This is a genomic window from Variovorax sp. RKNM96, from assembly GCF_017161115.1.
GTDB lineage: Bacteria > Pseudomonadota > Gammaproteobacteria > Burkholderiales > Burkholderiaceae_C > Variovorax.
This window is the reverse complement of the sequence record NZ_CP046508.1, coordinates 1,649,032-1,666,522: the sequence shown is the minus strand read 5'-3', so window position 1 is coordinate 1,666,522 and position 17,491 is coordinate 1,649,032. Positions and strand designations below refer to the sequence as shown.

The following is a 17,491-nucleotide window of genomic DNA, read 5'->3' as shown; positions in this document are numbered from 1 at the left end:
CATGCCTGACCACACCTCCTCCCGCTTCGCCCTGCTCGTTACAGCCCTGGCCATTGCCGCGCTCGCAGGGTGTTCACGCACCAGCGTGGAGACGCCCGGCGCAGCCAAGGCGACCGCAGCCGCACCAGAAAAGGAAGTCGGCGCGGTCACCCTGAAGCATGAAACCCTGGCCCTGAGCACCGAGCTCCCCGGCCGCACCGCCGCGCCAGTCATCGCCGAGATCCGCCCGCAGGTGGGCGGCATCCTGAAGGAGCGGCTCTTTACAGAAGGCTCGCAGGTCAAGGCCGGACAGGTGCTCTACCAGCTCGACCCGGCCTCGCTGCAGGCGGCGCACGCCAGCGCCCAGGCCAGCGTGCGCAAGGCCGAATCGGCCCTGGCCACCGCCCGCACGGTAGCGAAGCGCAACGCGGAACTGGTGAAGATCGACGCCATCAGCCGCCAGGTGTTCGACGAGTCGCAGGCCGCCGAGCAGCAGGCCGAAGCCGACCTGGGCGTGGCCCGCGCGGCCGAGCAGACCACGCGCATCCAGCTGGGCTACACCCGCATCACCTCGCCGATCACCGGCTGGGCCGAACTCTCGACCGTGACCCCGGGCGCGCTGGTCACCGCCAACCAGGCGGCGGCGATGACCACCGTGCAGCAGCTCGATCCGATCCATGTGCATGTCACGCAATCGAGCAGCGAATTGCTGCGCCTGAAGCGCGAGCTCGCCAGCGGCCGGCTGCAGCGCGCGAGCGGCGCCGAGGCGAGCATCCAGCTGCTGCTCGAAGACGGCAGCAAGTACCCGCATGCGGGGCGCCTCACCTTCAGCGGCGTCACCGTCGATGCGGGCACCGGCAGCGTCACGCTGCGCGCGGTGGTGCCCAACCCCGACCGGCTGCTGATGCCCGGCATGTACGTGCGTGCGGTGCTGCAGGAAGGCGTGAACCAGGCCGCGCTGCTGGTGCCGCAGCAGGCCGTGACGCGCGCGCCGGACGGCAGCGCCTCGGCGCTGGTGATCGACACGGAGAACAAGGTGGCCAAGCGCCCGATCAGCGTGGGCCGCGCGGTCGGCACGCACTGGCAGGTGATCGACGGCCTGGCCGCGGGCGACCGCGTGATGATGGAAGGCTCGCAGCGCGTGAAGGTCGGCGACAAGGTGCGCGTGGTCGACCTCGGCGCGAAGCCGGTGACAAGCCCCGTGGCGGCCGCAACGCCCGACGCCGCCTCCGCCACCGTCGCGCGCTGAGGCCCCGCCATGGCCCAGTTCTTCATCGACCGCCCCATCTTCGCGTGGGTGCTCTCCATCGTCATCATGCTCGCCGGGCTGATGGCCATTCGCACGCTCCCGCTCGAGCAGTACCCCGACATCGCGCCACCGCGCGTGTCGATCAACGCCACCTACACCGGCGCCTCGGCCAAGACGGTCGAGGACTCGGTCACCCAGGTCATCGAGCAGCAGATGAAGGGGCTGGACAACCTGCTCTACATGCAGTCGACCAGCAACTCGTCGGGCGTGGCGCGCCTGTCGCTCACCTTCAACGCGGGCACCAACATCGACGTGGCCCAGATGCAGGTGCAGAACAAGCTGCAGCAGGCCATGTCGCGCCTGCCCCAGCAGGTGCAGAGCCGCGGCGTCACCGTCACCAAGGGCGGCAACGACTTTTTGCTGATCGTCTCGATGTACTCGGGCGACGGCAGCGCCTCCGCGGTGGACGTGGGCGACTACATCAGCAGCAATCTGGTCGACGTGATCAGCCGCATCGACGGCGTGGGCGAGGTGCAGACGCTGGGCACCGGCTACGCGATGCGCCTGTGGCTCGATCCCGACAAGCTGCGCAAGTACGCGCTGATGCCCTCGGACGTGGGCAGCGCCATCACCGCGCAGAACGCGCAGGTGTCGGCCGGCCAGCTGGGGGCGCTGCCCGCCGGTGCGCAACAGCAGCTCAACGCCACCATCACCGCGCGCAGCAAGCTGCAGACGGTGGAGCAATTCGAGAACGTGGTGCTGCGCGCCACGCCCGACGGCGCCGTGGTGCGCCTGCGCGACGTGGCGCGCGTGGAGCTGGGCGCCGAGAACCTCACGGTGCGCTCGCAACTGGGCGGCCGCCCCGGCGCGGGCCTGGGCGTGGTGCTGGCCGACGGCGCCAACGCGGTGCAGGTGGCTGAAGCGGTGAAGGCCAAGGTGGACGAGCTGCAGCCGCTCTTTCCGAACCAGCTGCAGACCTTCGTGAGCTACGACACCACGCCCTTCGTGAGCGCGTCCATCGACGAGGTGGTCAAGGCGCTGGCCGAGGCCATGCTGCTGGTCGTGCTGGTGATGTACATCTTCCTGCAGAACTTCCGCGCCACGCTGATCCCCGCGATCGCGGTGCCGGTGGTGCTGCTGGGCACCTTCGGCGTGCTCTCCATTGCCGGCTACTCGATCAACACGCTCACCATGTTCGGCATGGTGCTGGCCATCGGCCTGCTGGTGGACGATGCCATCGTGGTGGTCGAGAACGTCGAGCGCGTGATGCATGAAGAGGGCCTCTCGCCCAAGGAGGCCACGCGCAAGTCGATGGCCGAGATCACGCCCGCGCTGGTGGGCATTGCGCTGGTGCTGTCGGCGGTGTTCATCCCCATGGCTTTCTTCGGCGGCTCGACCGGCGTGATCTACCGGCAGTTCTCGATCACCATCGTCTCGGCGATGGCGCTGTCGGTGTTCGTGGCGCTCACGCTCACGCCGGCGCTGTGCGCGACGCTTCTGAAGCCTGTTGCCAAGGGCCAGCATGCGGTGCCGCGCAAGGGTGTGCTGGGCGCGGTCGACCGCTTCTTCGCGGGCTTCAACCGCAACTTCGACAAGGGCGCCGACCGCTACCAGGGCGTGGTGGGTGGCATCGTGCGGCGCGGCAAGCGCAGCATCGTGGTGTACCTGCTGATCGCGGCCGCGATGGCGGTGCTGTTCATGCGCCTGCCCACCTCCTTCCTCCCCGACGAGGACCAGGCCTTCCTGCAGGTGCAGGTGACGCTGCCCCCGGGCGCCTCGGACGCGCGGCTGCAGCCGGTGGTCACGCAGATGCAGGACTACTTCACCAAGCAGCCCGAGGTGGTGAGCGTGAACGTCATCACCGGGCAGAACGGCGACCAGAGCTCGGCGCGCGCCTTCGTCAAGCTCAAGGACTGGGCCGAGCGCGAAGGCGACGGGCAATCGGCCGCGGCACTCGCCCGCCGCGCCAACAAGGACCTCTCGACCATCCGCGATGCGCGCGTGTTCGTGCTGCTGCCGCCGGCGGTGCGCGGGCTGGGCGCCAACGCGGGCTTCAACTTCCACCTGAAGGACATCAACGGCCTCGGCCACGACGCGCTGGTGAAGGCCCGCGACCAGGTCATCGAGCTCTTGTCCAAGCGCTCCGACGTGGTCGTGAACGTGCGCAGCAACAACCTGGACGACACGCCGCAGTTCGCGGTGGACATCGACGATGCGCGCGCCGGCGCAGCAAGCCTGGCCACGGCGGACATCGACAGCACGCTCTCCAGCGCGATGGGCGGCACCTACATCAACGACTTCCTGGACAACGGCCGCGTCAAGCGCGTGTACATGCAGGGCGACACCGCCTTCCGGATGCTGCCGGCCGACATCGACCGCTGGAGCGTGCGGAACAGCCTGGGGCAGATGGTGTCGTTCCCGGCGTTCTCGAGTTCGCGCTGGACCTACGGCTCGCCGCAATTGCAGCGCTACAACGGCAGCCCGAGCTACGAATTCGTGGGCGATGCCGCGCCAGGCGTGAGTTCGGGCGATGCCATGGCCGCGGTGGACGAGGTGATGAAGCAGATGCCACCCGGCATCGGCTACGAATGGACCGGTGCGTCGTTCCAGGAACGGCTCTCGGGCGCGCAGGCGCCTGTGCTTTATGCGATCTCGATCCTGTTCGTGTTCCTGTGCCTGGCCGCGCTCTACGAGAGCTGGTCGGTGCCGTTCTCGGTGATCCTGGTGGTGCCGCTGGGCATCGTGGGCGCGCTGCTGTTCACCAGCTTCCGGGGCCTGAGCAACGACGTGTACTTCCAGGTCGGCTTGTTGACGACGGTGGGGCTCTCGTCGAAGAACGCGATCCTGATCGTGGAGTTCGCCAAGCAGTTGCAGGAACAGGGCAAGGGCGTGATCGAGGCGACGCTGGAAGCGGTGCGCCTGCGGCTTCGGCCCATCCTCATGACCTCGCTGGCCTTCGGCTTCGGCGTGCTGCCGCTGGCCATCGGCACCGGTGCGGGCGCGGGTGGCCGCCAGTCGATCGGCACCGCGGTGCTCGGCGGCATGGTGGTGGGTACGGCGCTCGGCATCTTCTTCGTGCCGCTGTTCTTCGCGCTGATCCGCGGGTGGCTGGAGGGCAGGCGAAAGCCCGTCAAGGCCGAGTCGACGGATGCATTGCCGGCGCCCACCGCAGAACAGGGAGGCCACTGATGCGACGCACATCCCTCCCCCGCTTTCCGCTGCGCACGCTGGCCTGTGCCGCCATGGCTTCGGCCGTGCTCTCGGGCTGCGTCAACCTCGCGCCCGCGTATGAAACGCCCGCCTTGCCGGTGCCGCAGGCGCTGCCCTCCGGCGGCGCGAGCGGTGCCAATGCGGCCGCGCCGCTCGACGTCAGCTGGCGCGATTTCTTCGTCGACAAGCAACTGCAGGGCGTGATCGAACTTGCGCTCACCAACAACCGCGACCTGCGCGTGGCCGCGCTCAACATCGAGCGCGCACGCGCCCAGTACGGCATCGCACGCGCGGGCCTGTTCCCGACCGTCGACGCCGGCGCAGGCGGCAGCCGCTCGCGCACGCCGGGCAGCCTGTCGACCAGTGGCGAGGCGCGCATCTCCTCGCAGTACAGCGCCGACCTCGGCATGACGGCCTACGAACTCGACCTGTTCGGGCGTGTGCGCAACCTCGGCGAATCTGCGCTGCAGAGCTACTTCCAGACCGAGGAAACCCGGCGCAGCACGCAGATCAGCCTGGTGGCTTCCGTGGCCACGGCCTGGCTGCAGCTGGCCGCGGACGAGCAGCGCCTGGCGCTCGCGCGCAGCACGCTCGAGAGCCAGCGCAAGTCCTATGACCTGATCCAGCGCAGCCATGCGTTGGGTTCGCAGTCGGGCCTGGCGCTCGCGCAGTCGCAAAGCACCGTCGAAGCCGCGCGGGCCGATGCCGCCGCGTTCGACAGCCTGGTGGAGCAGGACCGCAACGCGCTCGCCCTGCTGGTCGGCACCACGCCGCCGGCCGAACTGCTGCCGACCACCGCGATGACCGAAGCGGCCCAACTGCTCGTGCCACCGGCCGGCCTCTCCTCGAACGTGCTGCAGCAGCGCCCCGATGTGCGCGCCGCCGAGCACGCCCTGCGCGCGAGCAACGCCGACATCGGCGCGGCGCGCGCGGCCTTCTTTCCGCGGATCGCGCTCACGGCCTCGGCGGGCACGGCGAGCAGCACGCTCTCGGGCCTGTTCACCAGCGGCAGCAAGGCGTGGAGCTTCGCGCCTTCGATCAGCGTGCCGATCTTCGACGGCGGTGCGAACCGCTCGAACCTGAAGGTGGCCGAGGCGCAGCAGAAGATCCAGCTCGCGACCTACGAGAAGACGGTGCAGACGGCCTTCCGCGAAGTGGCCGATGCGCTGGCCGAGCGCCGCACGCTGGCCGAGCGGCTCGATGCGCAGCGCTCGCTGCTGGGCGCGACCTCGCGCAGCTTCGAGCTGTCGCAGTCGCTCTTCAGGAGCGGCGCGAGCAGCTTCCTCGACGTGCTGGATGCGCAGCGCGCCCACTACGCGGCGCAGCAGACGCTGATCGGCCTGCAGCTCACCGAGCAGACCAACCGCCTGACGATCTACAGGACGCTGGGCGGCGGCTGGAGCGAAGGCGCGGACGGAAACGGCTGACTAGGTGGCCGCCTCCGGGGCGGGCCGCAGCAGCCAGCGCACTTCCTGCGTCTGCTCACTGTTGGGGTAGCGCGACTCCATCGTGGTGAGGATGGGCTGCGCCATGTCGGCACGCCCCAGGCCCTGCACCAACGCACGCGCTGCGAGTTCATAGGCTTGCGGGATCGCCTCGTGCCCACGGAAGCGCCGGTCGAACCCCGACAGAAGTGCCAGCGTGGCGTGCGCATCGCCGTTGCGCCATTCGGCCCGTGCCATGGCGATGACCATGGCCGCGTCGTCGAGCGCGAAAGTCTTGTCCTTTTCGCGGCAGGCCTTGAAGACCTTGAGCGCTTCGGACGACAGGTCGCGCCGCATCAGGAGCGGAATGAAGCGCTTGGCCTGGTCGAGCAACGTGCTCTGCTTGTCCGGCATCATCGACAGCACCCGGTAATAGCGGCGCTGCGCGGCCAGGTCGTCGATCGCTGCGGTGCGCTGCGCCTCGTAGGCGGTGCCCAGCGCCGCGGGCAGGTCGCCCTCGGTGATGAACTGCGCCACCTCGGCATCGATGCGTTGCGCGGCGATCTGCGCAGGCGTGCGGCGGTCCACCGGCATGCCATCGCCCACGCCGCCGCCAGGCACCACGTCGATGCCGAAGGCGTCGTGGTGCTGGTACATCACGTAGCCCAGCAGGCTCGCCATGACCCAGCCGAAGTAGATGAACGCGAAGTTGACGATCGGCAGGATGATGCGGCCGTCGAACATCGGCGCCACCATCGAAATGGCGATCTGCGCACCCGTGCTCAGCATGAACAGGAACAGGCACAGCAGCGCATAGGGCCAGCCGACGGTGCGGATGGCGTCCCACACATGCCCGGGGTTCATCGCCTGGAAGAAGCTGCCCGACTGCACCAGCACCAGCACCGCGGCCGGGAAGCTGAACGACATGACGAACAGCGCGACGGTGCCCAGCACCGGCTCGTACCACGCGAGCCAGGCGATCAGGGCGCCCTGCACCAGCGAGATGGCGAAGAGCTTCCACGGCAGGTAGGTCCACTCGTCGCTCGACTCGCGCCCGAAGTCGGCCGACTGCCAGATGCCGCGCGCACCGAGCGCGGTGATCTTGAAGCCGTAGCGGCTGGCGGCCAGCATGATGCCGATCTCGATGACGATGAACGCCAGCGCATCGGGCAGGAAGAACACCGCCTCGAAGAGCAGGCTGCAGAACGACAGCACGAGGCCGTAGGCCAGCGGCCGCAGCTGGAGCGGAAAGGCGAAGAAGCTGTTGAGGCGGTGCCAGAACGGCGGGGGGCGCGGCATCGAATCCTGGACGTTCATGGCGGCCCCTATTTGCGGAAGAAGTCGCTCTGGCTCATGGCGCCGCGACCGCCCAGTCGCACCACCATGCTGTCCTCGGCATGCACCAGGCGCATCTGACCAAGCTCGCTTTCCAGGCGCTGATTGAAGTTGGTCTTCAACTGCAATGCGGCGTCGCCAATCTTCATCACGCTGGTGCCCTTGACGACAGCGCTCCTGCGGTCGGAGGCTATCTCGATGGTGTCGATGTGGTAGTCGTACTCGATGGTCAGGACGGCGCCCACATGGTCGTCGATGCGACGCAGCATTTCCATGGTCTTGCGGATGGCGGCGCAGGCCTCGTCGCGGTTGAGCGACTCCTTTTCAGTGCGGCCCATCGCGGTCGTACTGAGTTCCATGACCGCCTTCCGGCTGAGCTGCTTGCACAGCTTGTCGGCGTCGTTGGCCGCAGCAGCGCGCGCTCCCTGTTGGTAGTAGTCGCGCACCATCGGCTCGTCGAGCTTGCGGCCGCCGATAAAGAAGTACCACGCGCCCACGCAGAGCACGATGACGATCGCAATTTGCTTCATTCCGCCTCCCGCGCATGCGCGGCCCCGCTCCGATTTTGCGGCGCAGTATACGTTAACGAATGTTTCCAAAACCGGGGTTGACTGCGGTTCTGGAGGCCTGTTGTTTGAATCCGGCAGCCCTGCGGGGCCGTACCTTGTCCATGCCCACCGATGCCCGACAATCCGCCGATGACAGCACCCAGCCCCGACGCCGAACTGATGGCGCTGATCGATCGCGTCGGCCATCGCGACGAAGCCGCCCTGCGCCAGCTCTACGACCGCACCGCGCCCAAGCTCATGGGACTGGCGATGCGCGTGGTCCGGCAGCGCGAATGGGCCGAGGATGTGCTGCAGGAAGCTTTTTTGACGGTCTGGCGCGTGGCCGGCGACTACCGCGCCACGCTGAGTCCGCCGCTGGCCTGGCTGGGCCTGATCGTGCGCAGCCGTGCGCTCGACCTCTTGCGCCGCCGCACCGCCGATCGCGCCCAGCTCACGCAGGAGTTCGACGAGCTGATGGCCGACACCCTCGAATCCGATGCACCCAACCCCGCCGACACGGCGGATGCGAGCGAGCAGGCCTGGGCACTGCACCAGTGCCTGAGTCAGCTCGAAAGCAAGCAGCGCGAGGTGGTGAGCCTGGCCTACCTGCGCGAGATGAGCCACGGCGAGCTGGCCGAGCAGCTCAAGCTGCCGCTGGGCACGGTCAAGACCTGGATCCGGCGCGGCCTCGAGAAACTGCGCGTCTGCATGGGTCGTTTTGCGTGAAGACGGTGAAGAAAGCAGCTCCCTCATGAACCTCACCGCCCACCCCGAACTGCTCGAACTGCTGGCCGCGAGCCATGCGCTCGGCACCCTGCGCGGCGGCGCCCGCCGCCGTTTCGAAGCCCTGGCGCGCGAACAGGCGCCGGTGCGCGCCGCAGCGCTGGTCTGGCAGAGCCGGCTCGCGAGCATGACCGAGCTGCAGAGCCCGATCGTTCCCGACGCCGCCGTCTGGACCCGCATCCGCAACATCATCGATGCCGAGAAGGCGCAGCACGCCATCGAGCGGCAGCGCGACGATGCCAAGGCCCGGGACGCCGCCAAGCCGCAAGGCGGATGGCTCAGCAGCCTGGCGCTCTGGCGCGGCGCCACGGCCGCCGGCGCGCTGGCCACCGTGCTGGCCGTGGTGGTCGGGCTGAACCTGCGCGACCAGCTGGTCAATGCGCCGGCCGTGCAGTACGTGGCCGTGCTGTCCGACGACCAGGCCGCCGCCTCGCTGCTGGTGACCTTCGACCCGAAGAAAAAACAGCTGGTGCTGCAGCGCGTGGGCACTTACAGCGAAGGCACCGACAAGTCGCTGCAACTGTGGGCCCTGCCGCCCGGCGGCGCGCCGCGTTCGCTCGGCGTGCTCGACAACGCGCCGGCCCTGCGGCTGGCTGCGTCAGAATCCGATGTGCACCAGGTGCCTACCCTGGCCGTTACCTTGGAAGCCAAGGGCGGCGTGCCGCCTGGCAGCGGCCCGAAGGGACCCATCGTGTTCAAGGGCGCCCTGATCGAAAAAACCATCTGATTTGTCTTCTGTCTTCCCGATGCCTTCGATGAAATCCGCGCTGGCCGCGGTCGCGCTGCTCGCGGCAGCGCTCACCTCCCACGCCCAGACCGCCTCGGCCGCCTTCCCCTACGAGGCGGACGGCGCCACCGCCGCGGACGCCTCCTCCGAATACCTGGCCGCCAAGGCGCGCTGGCACAACGAGCTCGCGGCCTTCGCGCGCGCCGACCAGGAGCGCCTCCCGCCCCCGGGCGGCGTGGTGTTCGTGGGCAGTTCCACCGTGCGCATGTGGACGCGCCTTTCGCAGGACTTTGCCCGCGTGCCCGGCGGCGTCGTCAACCGCGGCTTCGGCGGCTCGACGCTGGCCGACTGCAGCCTGTTCGCCCGCGAGCTGGTGGTGCGCTACAAGCCCCGGCAGGTGATGGTGTACGCCGGCGACAACGACCTGGCCGAGGGCCGCACGCCGCTGCAGGTGCTCGACAGCTTCGCGCGCTTTGCCAACGCGGTGCGCGCCGAACTGCCGGACGCGCGCATCAGCTTCATCTCGGTCAAGCCCAGCCCCTCGCGGGAACAGCTGATGCCGCAGATTCGCGAGACCAACCATGTGATCTCGGCCTACCTCAACCTGCTGCCCAACAGCGAGTTCATCGACATCTACACGCCGATGCTTGGCGCCGACGGCCGGCCGCGGATGGAGCTGTTCCGCGGGGACAGGCTGCATATGACGGATGAAGGCTACCGACTGTGGCAATCGGTGATTGCTACGCACCTGCCGGGCGCGAACCCGCCCCCTGCGCCCGCCAGCCTGCCCTGAACCGCTCTCAGGCCTTCGCCGGCGCAGTCGGCACATCGTCCGCCGGCGGCGGCACATCGGCCCCGCGCGTGAACCGCGCCACGAAGTACATCCCCGCGAACACCGCCAGCAGCAGGAGCCCGTCGCCCCACCACGGCCGCGCGGTCTGGCTGTCGCCGTAGAAGGCCAGCACCAGCAGCACCGCCACCAGGTGCGCGCAGAACACCGGGAGCGACGCCGAACCCATCGCCTCGAGCCAGTGCAGCCGCGGAATCCGGCGCATCAGCCAGGGTCCGAAGCGCACCGCCAGGATGCCCAGCGCGACGAGGTTCACGAGACGCAGCGGGCCGAGCTGCCACTTGTCGAACAGCAGGTTCAGCTCCACGTCGCCGCCGAACGGCGCCTGCCCGTTGATGCCGGTGTGGCGCCAGTAGACCCCGTAGAGCGCAATGCCCGCGGCCAGCACCAGCAGCCACCACGGAAAGCGCAGCGGCCGCGCCTCGGGCCCGTTGCGGGTGGCGCCGATGCACAGGCCCGCGAACCACAGGAACTGCCAGGCATAGGTGTTGAAGGCGCCCATCTCGTGGAACGGCACCGGCACGTGCAGGTAGTGCACGGCCAGTCCGTAGACCCATTCGCTGATGCCGAACTGCGCCGCCGCCCACACGGCCACGCTCGCCACCATCACCAGCCCCCAGCCGTGGCGCATGGCGAAGGCCAGCACCCAGGGGCTCATGAGCATGAAGAAGATGTACATCGGCAGGATGTCGAGCAGCGCCGGCTCGTAGATGAGCAGCAGGCCGAAGAAGAAACCGTCGCGCGGCTCCGCCAGGTAGTACGACACCAGGTTCTTCACCGCCGGCTGGTCGATGTGCAGCCCGAGCGCCGCGATCACGGTGAACAGGAACAAAAGGATCGCCGCCTGGCACAGGTAGACCTTGACCACGCGCCGCCAGAACGCGACGCGCATCGATTCCACCCCGCGCACATAGCCGATGCGGCTGTAGACCAGCCCCGCCACGAAGGCCGACAGCAGGACGAAGCCTTCGGCCGCCGAGACGAACCCGAAAGGCTGGCCCAGCGGATCGGTCAGCCGCGTGGGAAGGTGGGTGACGGTCATCAGCACGAGCATCAGCCCGCGCAAGGCGTCTATTTCCCAGTAGCGTTTCATCGGTCGGCGGCGAGGTCTTGGTGGCGGTCTGCGCGGCGCACGCACGACGGGGTGGATTGTAAGAAGGCTGGTGTAAACCGCGCCTGACCGGGGCACAGGCACCAACGACATATGACCGTTGGCACTGACGTTCTGAAGCACAAATCGGCTACGCTGCGCGCTGCCCCAAGGAGGAGATTCCGTGACCCGTTTCGTTCCCTCATTGCTCCTGGCCGCGAGCACCCTGCTGGCCGCCCCGAGCTTTGCACTCCAGATCACCAGCCTGACCCCGCAAGGCGAGGTGGCGCGCGTGCGCCAGATCGTCGCCAAGTTCGACCAGGCTGCCGTCAATTTCGGCGACCCCAAGGCGCCCGCCCCGCTCTCGGTGAGCTGCTCCGACGCACAGGCCGGCAAGGGCACCGGCCGCTGGACCGACGCCAAGGCCTGGGTCTACGACTTCGAGAACGACCTGCCGCCCGGCGTGCGCTGCACCGTCACCCGCATTCCCACCTTCAAGCCCAGCGCGGGTGGCGAACTGACCGGCCCGGAGCGCTATCAATTCAATAGCGGTGGCCCGTTCGTGCGCAACTACATGCCGGGCACCTACGCCCGCATCGACGAGCAGCAGATGTTCGTGCTCGAACTCAACGGCGCGGCCACGCTGGAGAGCGTGCGCCAGAACGTCTGGTGCTCGGCCGACGGCGTGGGCGAGCGCATTCCGGTCAAGCTGCTCGACGGCGAGCAGCGCGCGGGCGTACTCAAGGCCTTCAGCCGCGACAAGGCAGCCGAGAAGGACCCGCTGCGCTTCATCACGATGCAGTGCAACCGCACGCTGACGCCGGGCACCAAGGTGCAGGTCGTCTACGGCAAAGGCGTGGCCACGCCGTCGGGCGTTGCCAACAACGTCGAGCGCCGGCTCGACTACCAGGTGCGCGAGCCTTTCGCCATTTCGTTCACCTGCGAGCGCGAGAACGCGCAGTCCGCGTGCCTGCCGCTGCGCCCGATGCAGCTGAGCTTCAACGCACCGGTCACGCGCAAGCTGGCTTCGCAGATCGAGCTCAAGGGCGACGGCAAGACGATCAAGGCCAAGCTCGACAACGACGGCGGCACGCAGAGCGACGACGACGTGGTCAGCAACCTGAGTTTCGGCCCGCCGCTGGCCGAGAGCACGCAGTACAGCATCGAGCTGCCTTCCAAGTTCGAGGACGCCTCGGGCCGCCCGCTGGCCACGCCCGGCACTTTTCCGCTGAAGGTGGCGACCGGCGCGATGCCGCCGCTGGCCAAGTTCGCCGCCTCGCCCTTCGGCGTGATCGAGCGGCTGGCCGAGCCCGACACCCCGGCCATGATGCCGGTGACCGTGCGCCGCGTGGAGCCGCAGCTGATGGTGAACGCCCTCACGCCCGGCAAGGTGAGCGACATGAACCCGAAGACCGACGCGGAAATCATCGCGTGGTACCGCAAGGTGCGCCGCTACGACAACAGCTACGTGGTCAACCGCGATGTCGCGCGCAAGGACGTGAAGGGCCCGCTGCCCCCCGTCATCGACAAGGACGACCGCACCACGGTGCAGACCCGCATGCTGTCGCTGCTGGCCGGCCAGCCAGGCGTGAAGGCGCTGGACATGCCCAAGTCCGACGCGGGTGACCCGCGCCCCTTCGAAGTCATCGGCATCCCGCTGACGCCGGGCTTCCACGTGCTGGAGATCGCCTCGCAGAAACTCGGTGAGGCCTTGCTCGACGAGCGCTACCCCGCCGGCCGCACGATGTACGTGCGCACCACCGCGCTGGCCACCAACCTGGCGGTGCACTTCAAGCTGGGCCGCGAGAACTCGATGGCTTGGGTCACCACGCTGGACAAGGGCAAGGTCGTCGCCGGCGCCGAAGTGCGCGTCTCCAGCTGCGACGGCAAGGCCGTGGCCACCGGCACCACCGACGCCAACGGCATCGTCACGCTGCAGGGCGTGTCGCCGCAGGCGCCGAGCTGCAACGGCTCGAACGAATACGACAGCGGCGCCTGGTTCGTGAGCGCCCGCGCCAAGGACGACAAGGGCGTGGAAGACCTCGCCTTCACCTTCAGCGACTGGCAGCGCGGCATCGAGCCCTGGCGCTTCAACGTGCCGACCAACCTGCAGCCCGAGCCCGATCGCATCGCCCACACCATCTTCGACCGCACGCTGCTGCGCGCCGGCGAGACGGTGTCGATGAAGAGCCTGATCCGCACGCAGACCAGCAAGGGCTTCGGCCTGCCCGAGAACCGGCCCGACACGCTGGTCATCACCCACACCGGCAGCGGCCAGCGCTTCACGCAGCCGCTCAGCTGGCGCAAGACCGCCACCGGCGGCCTGAGCGCCGAGAACACCTTTGCCATTCCGCCCGCCGCCAAGCTCGGCGTGTACGAGGTGATGCTGCGCAGCGGCGGCGGCAAGGACGCCAACGGCGACAGCGAGGAAGGCGACGGCGACGAAGGCGGCGGCAGCCGCAGCTTCAGCACCGGCATGTTCCGCGTCGAGGAATTCCGCCTGCCCGTGCTCGAAGGCCGCATTGCGCCGACCGAGAAGAAGCCGCTGGTGGCCGCGACGAGCGTGCCCACCGATGTGCAGATCAACTACGTGGCCGGCGGCGGTGCCGCCAACCTGCCGGTGCGGGTGTCGGCGATGGTGCGCGGCAAAAGCCTGAGCTTCTCCGACTACGACGCCTTCAGCTTCAACCCGCCGCGCGCCGACCAGGGCGACGGCACGCAAGCGGCGACCGCAGCCGATACCGCGGGCGCCGACGAAGACATCAACAGCGCCAGCGACACCCGCGTGATCGCCGACAAGCTGGCGCTCACGCTCAACAAGGACGGCGCCGGCAAGGTCACCATCGACAAGGTGCCCAAGGTCAAGGCGGCGCGCGAGCTGCTGCTCGAAGCCACCTACGCCGACCCGAACGGCGAGGTGCAGACCATTCGCAGCACGCAGACGCTGTGGCCCGCATCGGTCATCGCCGGCATCAAGACCGAAGGCTGGGTCTCCACCAGCCAGAAGCTCAAGTTCCAGGCGCTCGCGCTCGACCTCACGGGCAAGCCCCAGGCCGGCGTGACGCTCAACGTGCGCGCCATGGCGCGCATCACCACCACCAGCCGCAAGCGCATGGTGGGCGGCTTCTACACCTACGACAACAAGACCGAGACGAAAGACATCGGCACCGTCTGCAGCGGCAAGAGCGATGCGCGCGGCCTGCTGCTGTGCGAATCGGAGCTGAAGGAAGCCGGCGAAGTCGAACTCGTGGCGAGCGCCACCGACAGCGACGGCCGCGACAGCAAGGCCGTGAGCTCCGTCTACGTGACCAAGCAGGGCGAGCTCTGGTTCGGCGGCGAGGACAACGACCGCATCGACGTGCTGCCCGAGAAGAAGAGCTACCAGCCCGGCGAGGTCGCCAAGTTCCAGGTGCGCAGTCCCTTCCGCTTCGCGACCGCGCTGGTCTCGGTGGAACGCGAAGGCATCATCGAAACCCACGTCGTGCAACTCGACGGCAAGGACCCGACGGTCACGCTGCAGGTCAAGCCCGAATGGGGGCCGAACGCCTACATCAGCGTGCTCGCACTGCGTGGCCGTTTGCGCGAAGTGCCGTGGTACAGCTTCTTCACCTGGGGCTTCAAGGCGCCGCGCGAATGGTGGACCGCCTTCTGGTACGAGGGCAAGGAATACGTCGCGCCGACCGCGATGGTCGACCTGAGCAAGCCCGCCTACCGCCTCGGCATGGCCGAGATCCGCGTCGGCACGCGTGCCCACCAGCTGGACGTGACCGTCACCAGCGACAAGCCCAGCTACCCGATCCGCAGCAAGGCGCAGGTCACCATCACCGCCAAGCTGCCCGACGGCAAGCCGGCCGCCGGCGCCGAAGTGGCGCTGGCCGCGGTCGACCAGGCGCTGCTGGAGCTGATGCCCAACGACAGCTGGAACCTGCTGAACGCGATGCTGCAGCGCCGCAGCTGGGGCGTGAGCACCTCCACCGCGCAGATGGAAATCGTCGGCCGGCGCCACTACGGCCGCAAGGCCGTGCCCGCGGGCGGCGGCGGCGGCAAGGGCCAGACGCGCGAACTGCTCGACACCCTGCTCGTGTGGAACCCGAAGGTGGTGCTCGACGCCAACGGCCAGGCCGTGGTGACGGTGCCGCTGAACGACGCGCTCACCACCTTCAAGATCGTGGCCGTGGCCGATTCGGGCACCAGCCTCTTCGGCACCGGCCAGGCGAGCATCCAGGCCACGCAGGACCTGCAGATCATCAGCGGCCTGCCGCCGCTGGTGCGCGAGGACGACCAGTTCCGCGCACAGATCACGCTGCGCAACACCACGCAGAAACCGATGAAGGTCGAGGCCACGCCGCGCGCCACCCTGCTCACGCTGGAAACGCAGACCGTGGACATCCCGGCCGGCGAAGCGCGTGAAGTGGCATGGACCGTGACCGCGCCCGCGCAGCTCGCGCAGACGCGCGCCGAAGCCATCCTGTGGGAAATCGAGGCGAAGGACACCCTCGGCGGCGCACGCGACGCGCTCAAGGTGCGCCAGCGCATCGTGCCTTCGGTGCCGCTCACGGTGCAGCAAGCCACGCTGGTGCAGATCGACGGGCCGTTCACGCTCGACGTGGCGCCGCCCGCCGACGCCCTCCCCGGCCGCGGCGGCCTGAAGCTCTCTCTGCAGCCCAAGCTCGCCGAAGGCCTGCCGGGCGTGCGGGACTGGTTCGCGAACTACCCCTTCATCTGCCTCGAACAGAAGACCAGCAAGTCGGTGGGTCTGCGCGACGCGAAGATGTGGCAGGGCGTGCTGGCGACGTTGCCGACCTACCTGGACGGCGACGGCCTCGCCAACTACTTCCCGCCGCGCGACGGCGAAGCCAACCGCGGCAGCGACATCCTCACCTCGTACCTGCTCGCAGCGACGAACGAGGCCGCGCAGCTCAACCCCGCCTTCGCGCTCGCCGACGACGTGCGCGCGCCGATGGAGTCGGGCCTGATCGCCTTTGTCGAAGGCCGCATCACGCGCGAGTTCTGGAGCCCGCGCAAGGACCTGGACGTGCGCAAGCTCGCCGCGCTCGAAGCGCTCTCGCGCTACGGCAAGGCCAAGGGAAGCATGCTGGGCAGCATCACCATCGCGCCGAACCAGTGGCCCACCAGCGCTGTGATCGACTGGCTCAATATCCTGAAGCGCGTGAACGATGTGCCGCAGCGCCAGCAGCGCCTGGACGAGGCCAACAACGTGCTGAAGGCGCGCCTGTCGTACCAGGGCACCAAGCTCATCTTCAGCACCGAGCAGGACGACTACTGGTGGTGGCTGATGACCAACGGCGACGTCAACACCGCGCGGCTGCTGCTGAGCGTGATGGACGACCCGAGCTGGAAGGACGACATCGGCAAGCTCGCCAACGGCTTCATCGGCCGCCAGCAGAACGGCGCCTGGCACACCACCACCGCCAACCTGTGGGGCGGGCTCGCGCTGGAGAAATTCAGCAAGGTGTTCGAGAGCACGCCGGTGGCCGGCGTCACCGCCGCCACGCTCGGCGCGGTGAAGGCGCAGGTCGACTGGAGCCGTGTCGAGCGCGTGAAGACCACCGACGCCGCCGGTGCGCCCAACCAGACCACGATGTTCGGCGCGCCCGCATCGCCGGGCAACCTGAAGAACAACACGATGTTCCTGCCGTGGGCGGCATCGCCTTCGGGTGCACCGGTGCGCGACACCCTCCTGGTGACGCAGCAAGGCACCGGCAAGCCGTGGCTCACGCTGCAGTCGCTTGCCGCCGTGCAGCTGAAGGCGCCGTTCGCCGCCGGCTATGCGATCAAGAAGACCATCACCCCGGTCGAGCAGGCCACCGCGGGCAAGTACACCCGCGGCGACGTGCTGCGCGTGACGCTGGAAGTGAACGCCAGTGCCGACATGACCTGGGTGGTGATCAGCGACCCGATCCCGGGCGGCGCCACCATCCTGGGCGGCGGCCTCGGCCGTGACTCGCAGATCGCCACGCAGGGCGAGAAGAAGTCCGGCGCCGGCTGGGCCGCCTTCGAGGAGCGCAGCTTCGAAGCCTTCCGCAGCTACTACGAGTACCTGCCCAAGGGCGTGGTGAAGATGGAATACACCGTGCGCCTGAACAACGTCGGCGACTTCGCGCTGCCACCGAGCCGCGTCGAGGCGATGTATGCGCCCGAGATGTTCGGCGAGGCGCCGAATGCGCGGGTGAAGGTGGAGGCGGCGAAGTAACGCGGCCACCGAGGGCCGGTGCGAGGCGGGCCGTCATCCCGCCTTCACCGGCCCCCATCACGATCGCAGCGAACCAACCAAC

At 68.6% G+C, this 17,491-nt stretch carries 10 protein-coding genes; 7 read left to right on the top strand and 3 right to left on the bottom strand.

What is annotated here, in order from left to right:
• Window position 1: 1 nt before the first annotated feature.
• The 3 genes from GNX71_RS07570 to GNX71_RS07560 are packed head-to-tail and all read left to right on the top strand — an operon-like array spanning window position 2 to window position 5,865.
• Window positions 2–1,228, top strand: a complete 1,227-nt coding sequence (locus tag GNX71_RS07570; protein ID WP_206177757.1) for an efflux RND transporter periplasmic adaptor subunit — start codon at window positions 2–4, stop codon at window positions 1,226–1,228.
• A gap of 9 nt (window positions 1,229–1,237) precedes the next feature.
• Window positions 1,238–4,417: an efflux RND transporter permease subunit gene (locus GNX71_RS07565; RefSeq protein WP_206177756.1), complete on the top strand. Its 3,180-nt coding sequence runs from the start codon at window positions 1,238–1,240 to the stop codon at window positions 4,415–4,417.
• Window positions 4,417–5,865 carry an efflux transporter outer membrane subunit gene (locus tag GNX71_RS07560; protein WP_206177755.1) on the top strand — a complete coding sequence of 483 codons (1,449 nt, stop codon included), beginning with the start codon at window positions 4,417–4,419 and terminating at the stop codon, window positions 5,863–5,865. Before GNX71_RS07565 ends, GNX71_RS07560 begins: the two co-directional genes overlap by 1 nt.
• Here GNX71_RS07560 and GNX71_RS07555 read toward each other — a convergent pair whose 3' ends face one another.
• Together GNX71_RS07555 and GNX71_RS07550 are read right to left on the bottom strand one after the other, a co-directional pair.
• Window positions 5,866–7,179, bottom strand: coding sequence for a hypothetical protein (locus tag GNX71_RS07555; protein WP_206177754.1), 1,314 nt, complete (start codon window positions 7,177–7,179; stop codon window positions 5,866–5,868).
• 8 nt (window positions 7,180–7,187) lie between these two features.
• Entirely contained in the window at window positions 7,188–7,727 is a 540-nt protein-coding gene (locus tag GNX71_RS07550) for a hypothetical protein (RefSeq protein ID WP_206177753.1), read from the bottom strand.
• Between the two features lie 168 nt (window positions 7,728–7,895).
• Between GNX71_RS07550 and GNX71_RS07545 the strand changes: the two genes are divergently transcribed.
• The 3 genes from GNX71_RS07545 to GNX71_RS07535 are packed head-to-tail and all read left to right on the top strand — an operon-like array spanning window position 7,896 to window position 10,048.
• Complete coding sequence (locus tag GNX71_RS07545) at window positions 7,896–8,471, top strand: sigma-70 family RNA polymerase sigma factor (protein ID WP_241027193.1); 576 nt, start codon at window positions 7,896–7,898, stop codon at window positions 8,469–8,471.
• A gap of 25 nt (window positions 8,472–8,496) precedes the next feature.
• Window positions 8,497–9,255 (top strand): anti-sigma factor, encoded by a 759-nt coding sequence (locus GNX71_RS07540; protein ID WP_206177751.1) that lies wholly within the window; start codon window positions 8,497–8,499, stop codon window positions 9,253–9,255.
• 28 nt (window positions 9,256–9,283) lie between these two features.
• Window positions 9,284–10,048, top strand: a complete 765-nt coding sequence (locus GNX71_RS07535) for an SGNH/GDSL hydrolase family protein (RefSeq protein WP_206177750.1) — start codon at window positions 9,284–9,286, stop codon at window positions 10,046–10,048.
• A 7-nt stretch (window positions 10,049–10,055) separates the two neighbouring features.
• Here GNX71_RS07535 and opgC read toward each other — a convergent pair whose 3' ends face one another.
• Entirely contained in the window at window positions 10,056–11,198 is a 1,143-nt protein-coding gene (opgC, locus tag GNX71_RS07530; RefSeq protein WP_206177749.1) for an OpgC domain-containing protein, read from the bottom strand.
• A gap of 181 nt (window positions 11,199–11,379) precedes the next feature.
• On the opposite strand from opgC, the gene GNX71_RS07525 reads away from it, so the two are divergent.
• Window positions 11,380–17,409 carry an MG2 domain-containing protein gene (locus GNX71_RS07525; protein WP_206177748.1) on the top strand — a complete coding sequence of 2,010 codons (6,030 nt, stop codon included), beginning with the start codon at window positions 11,380–11,382 and terminating at the stop codon, window positions 17,407–17,409.
• Window positions 17,410–17,491: the final 82 nt, after the last annotated feature.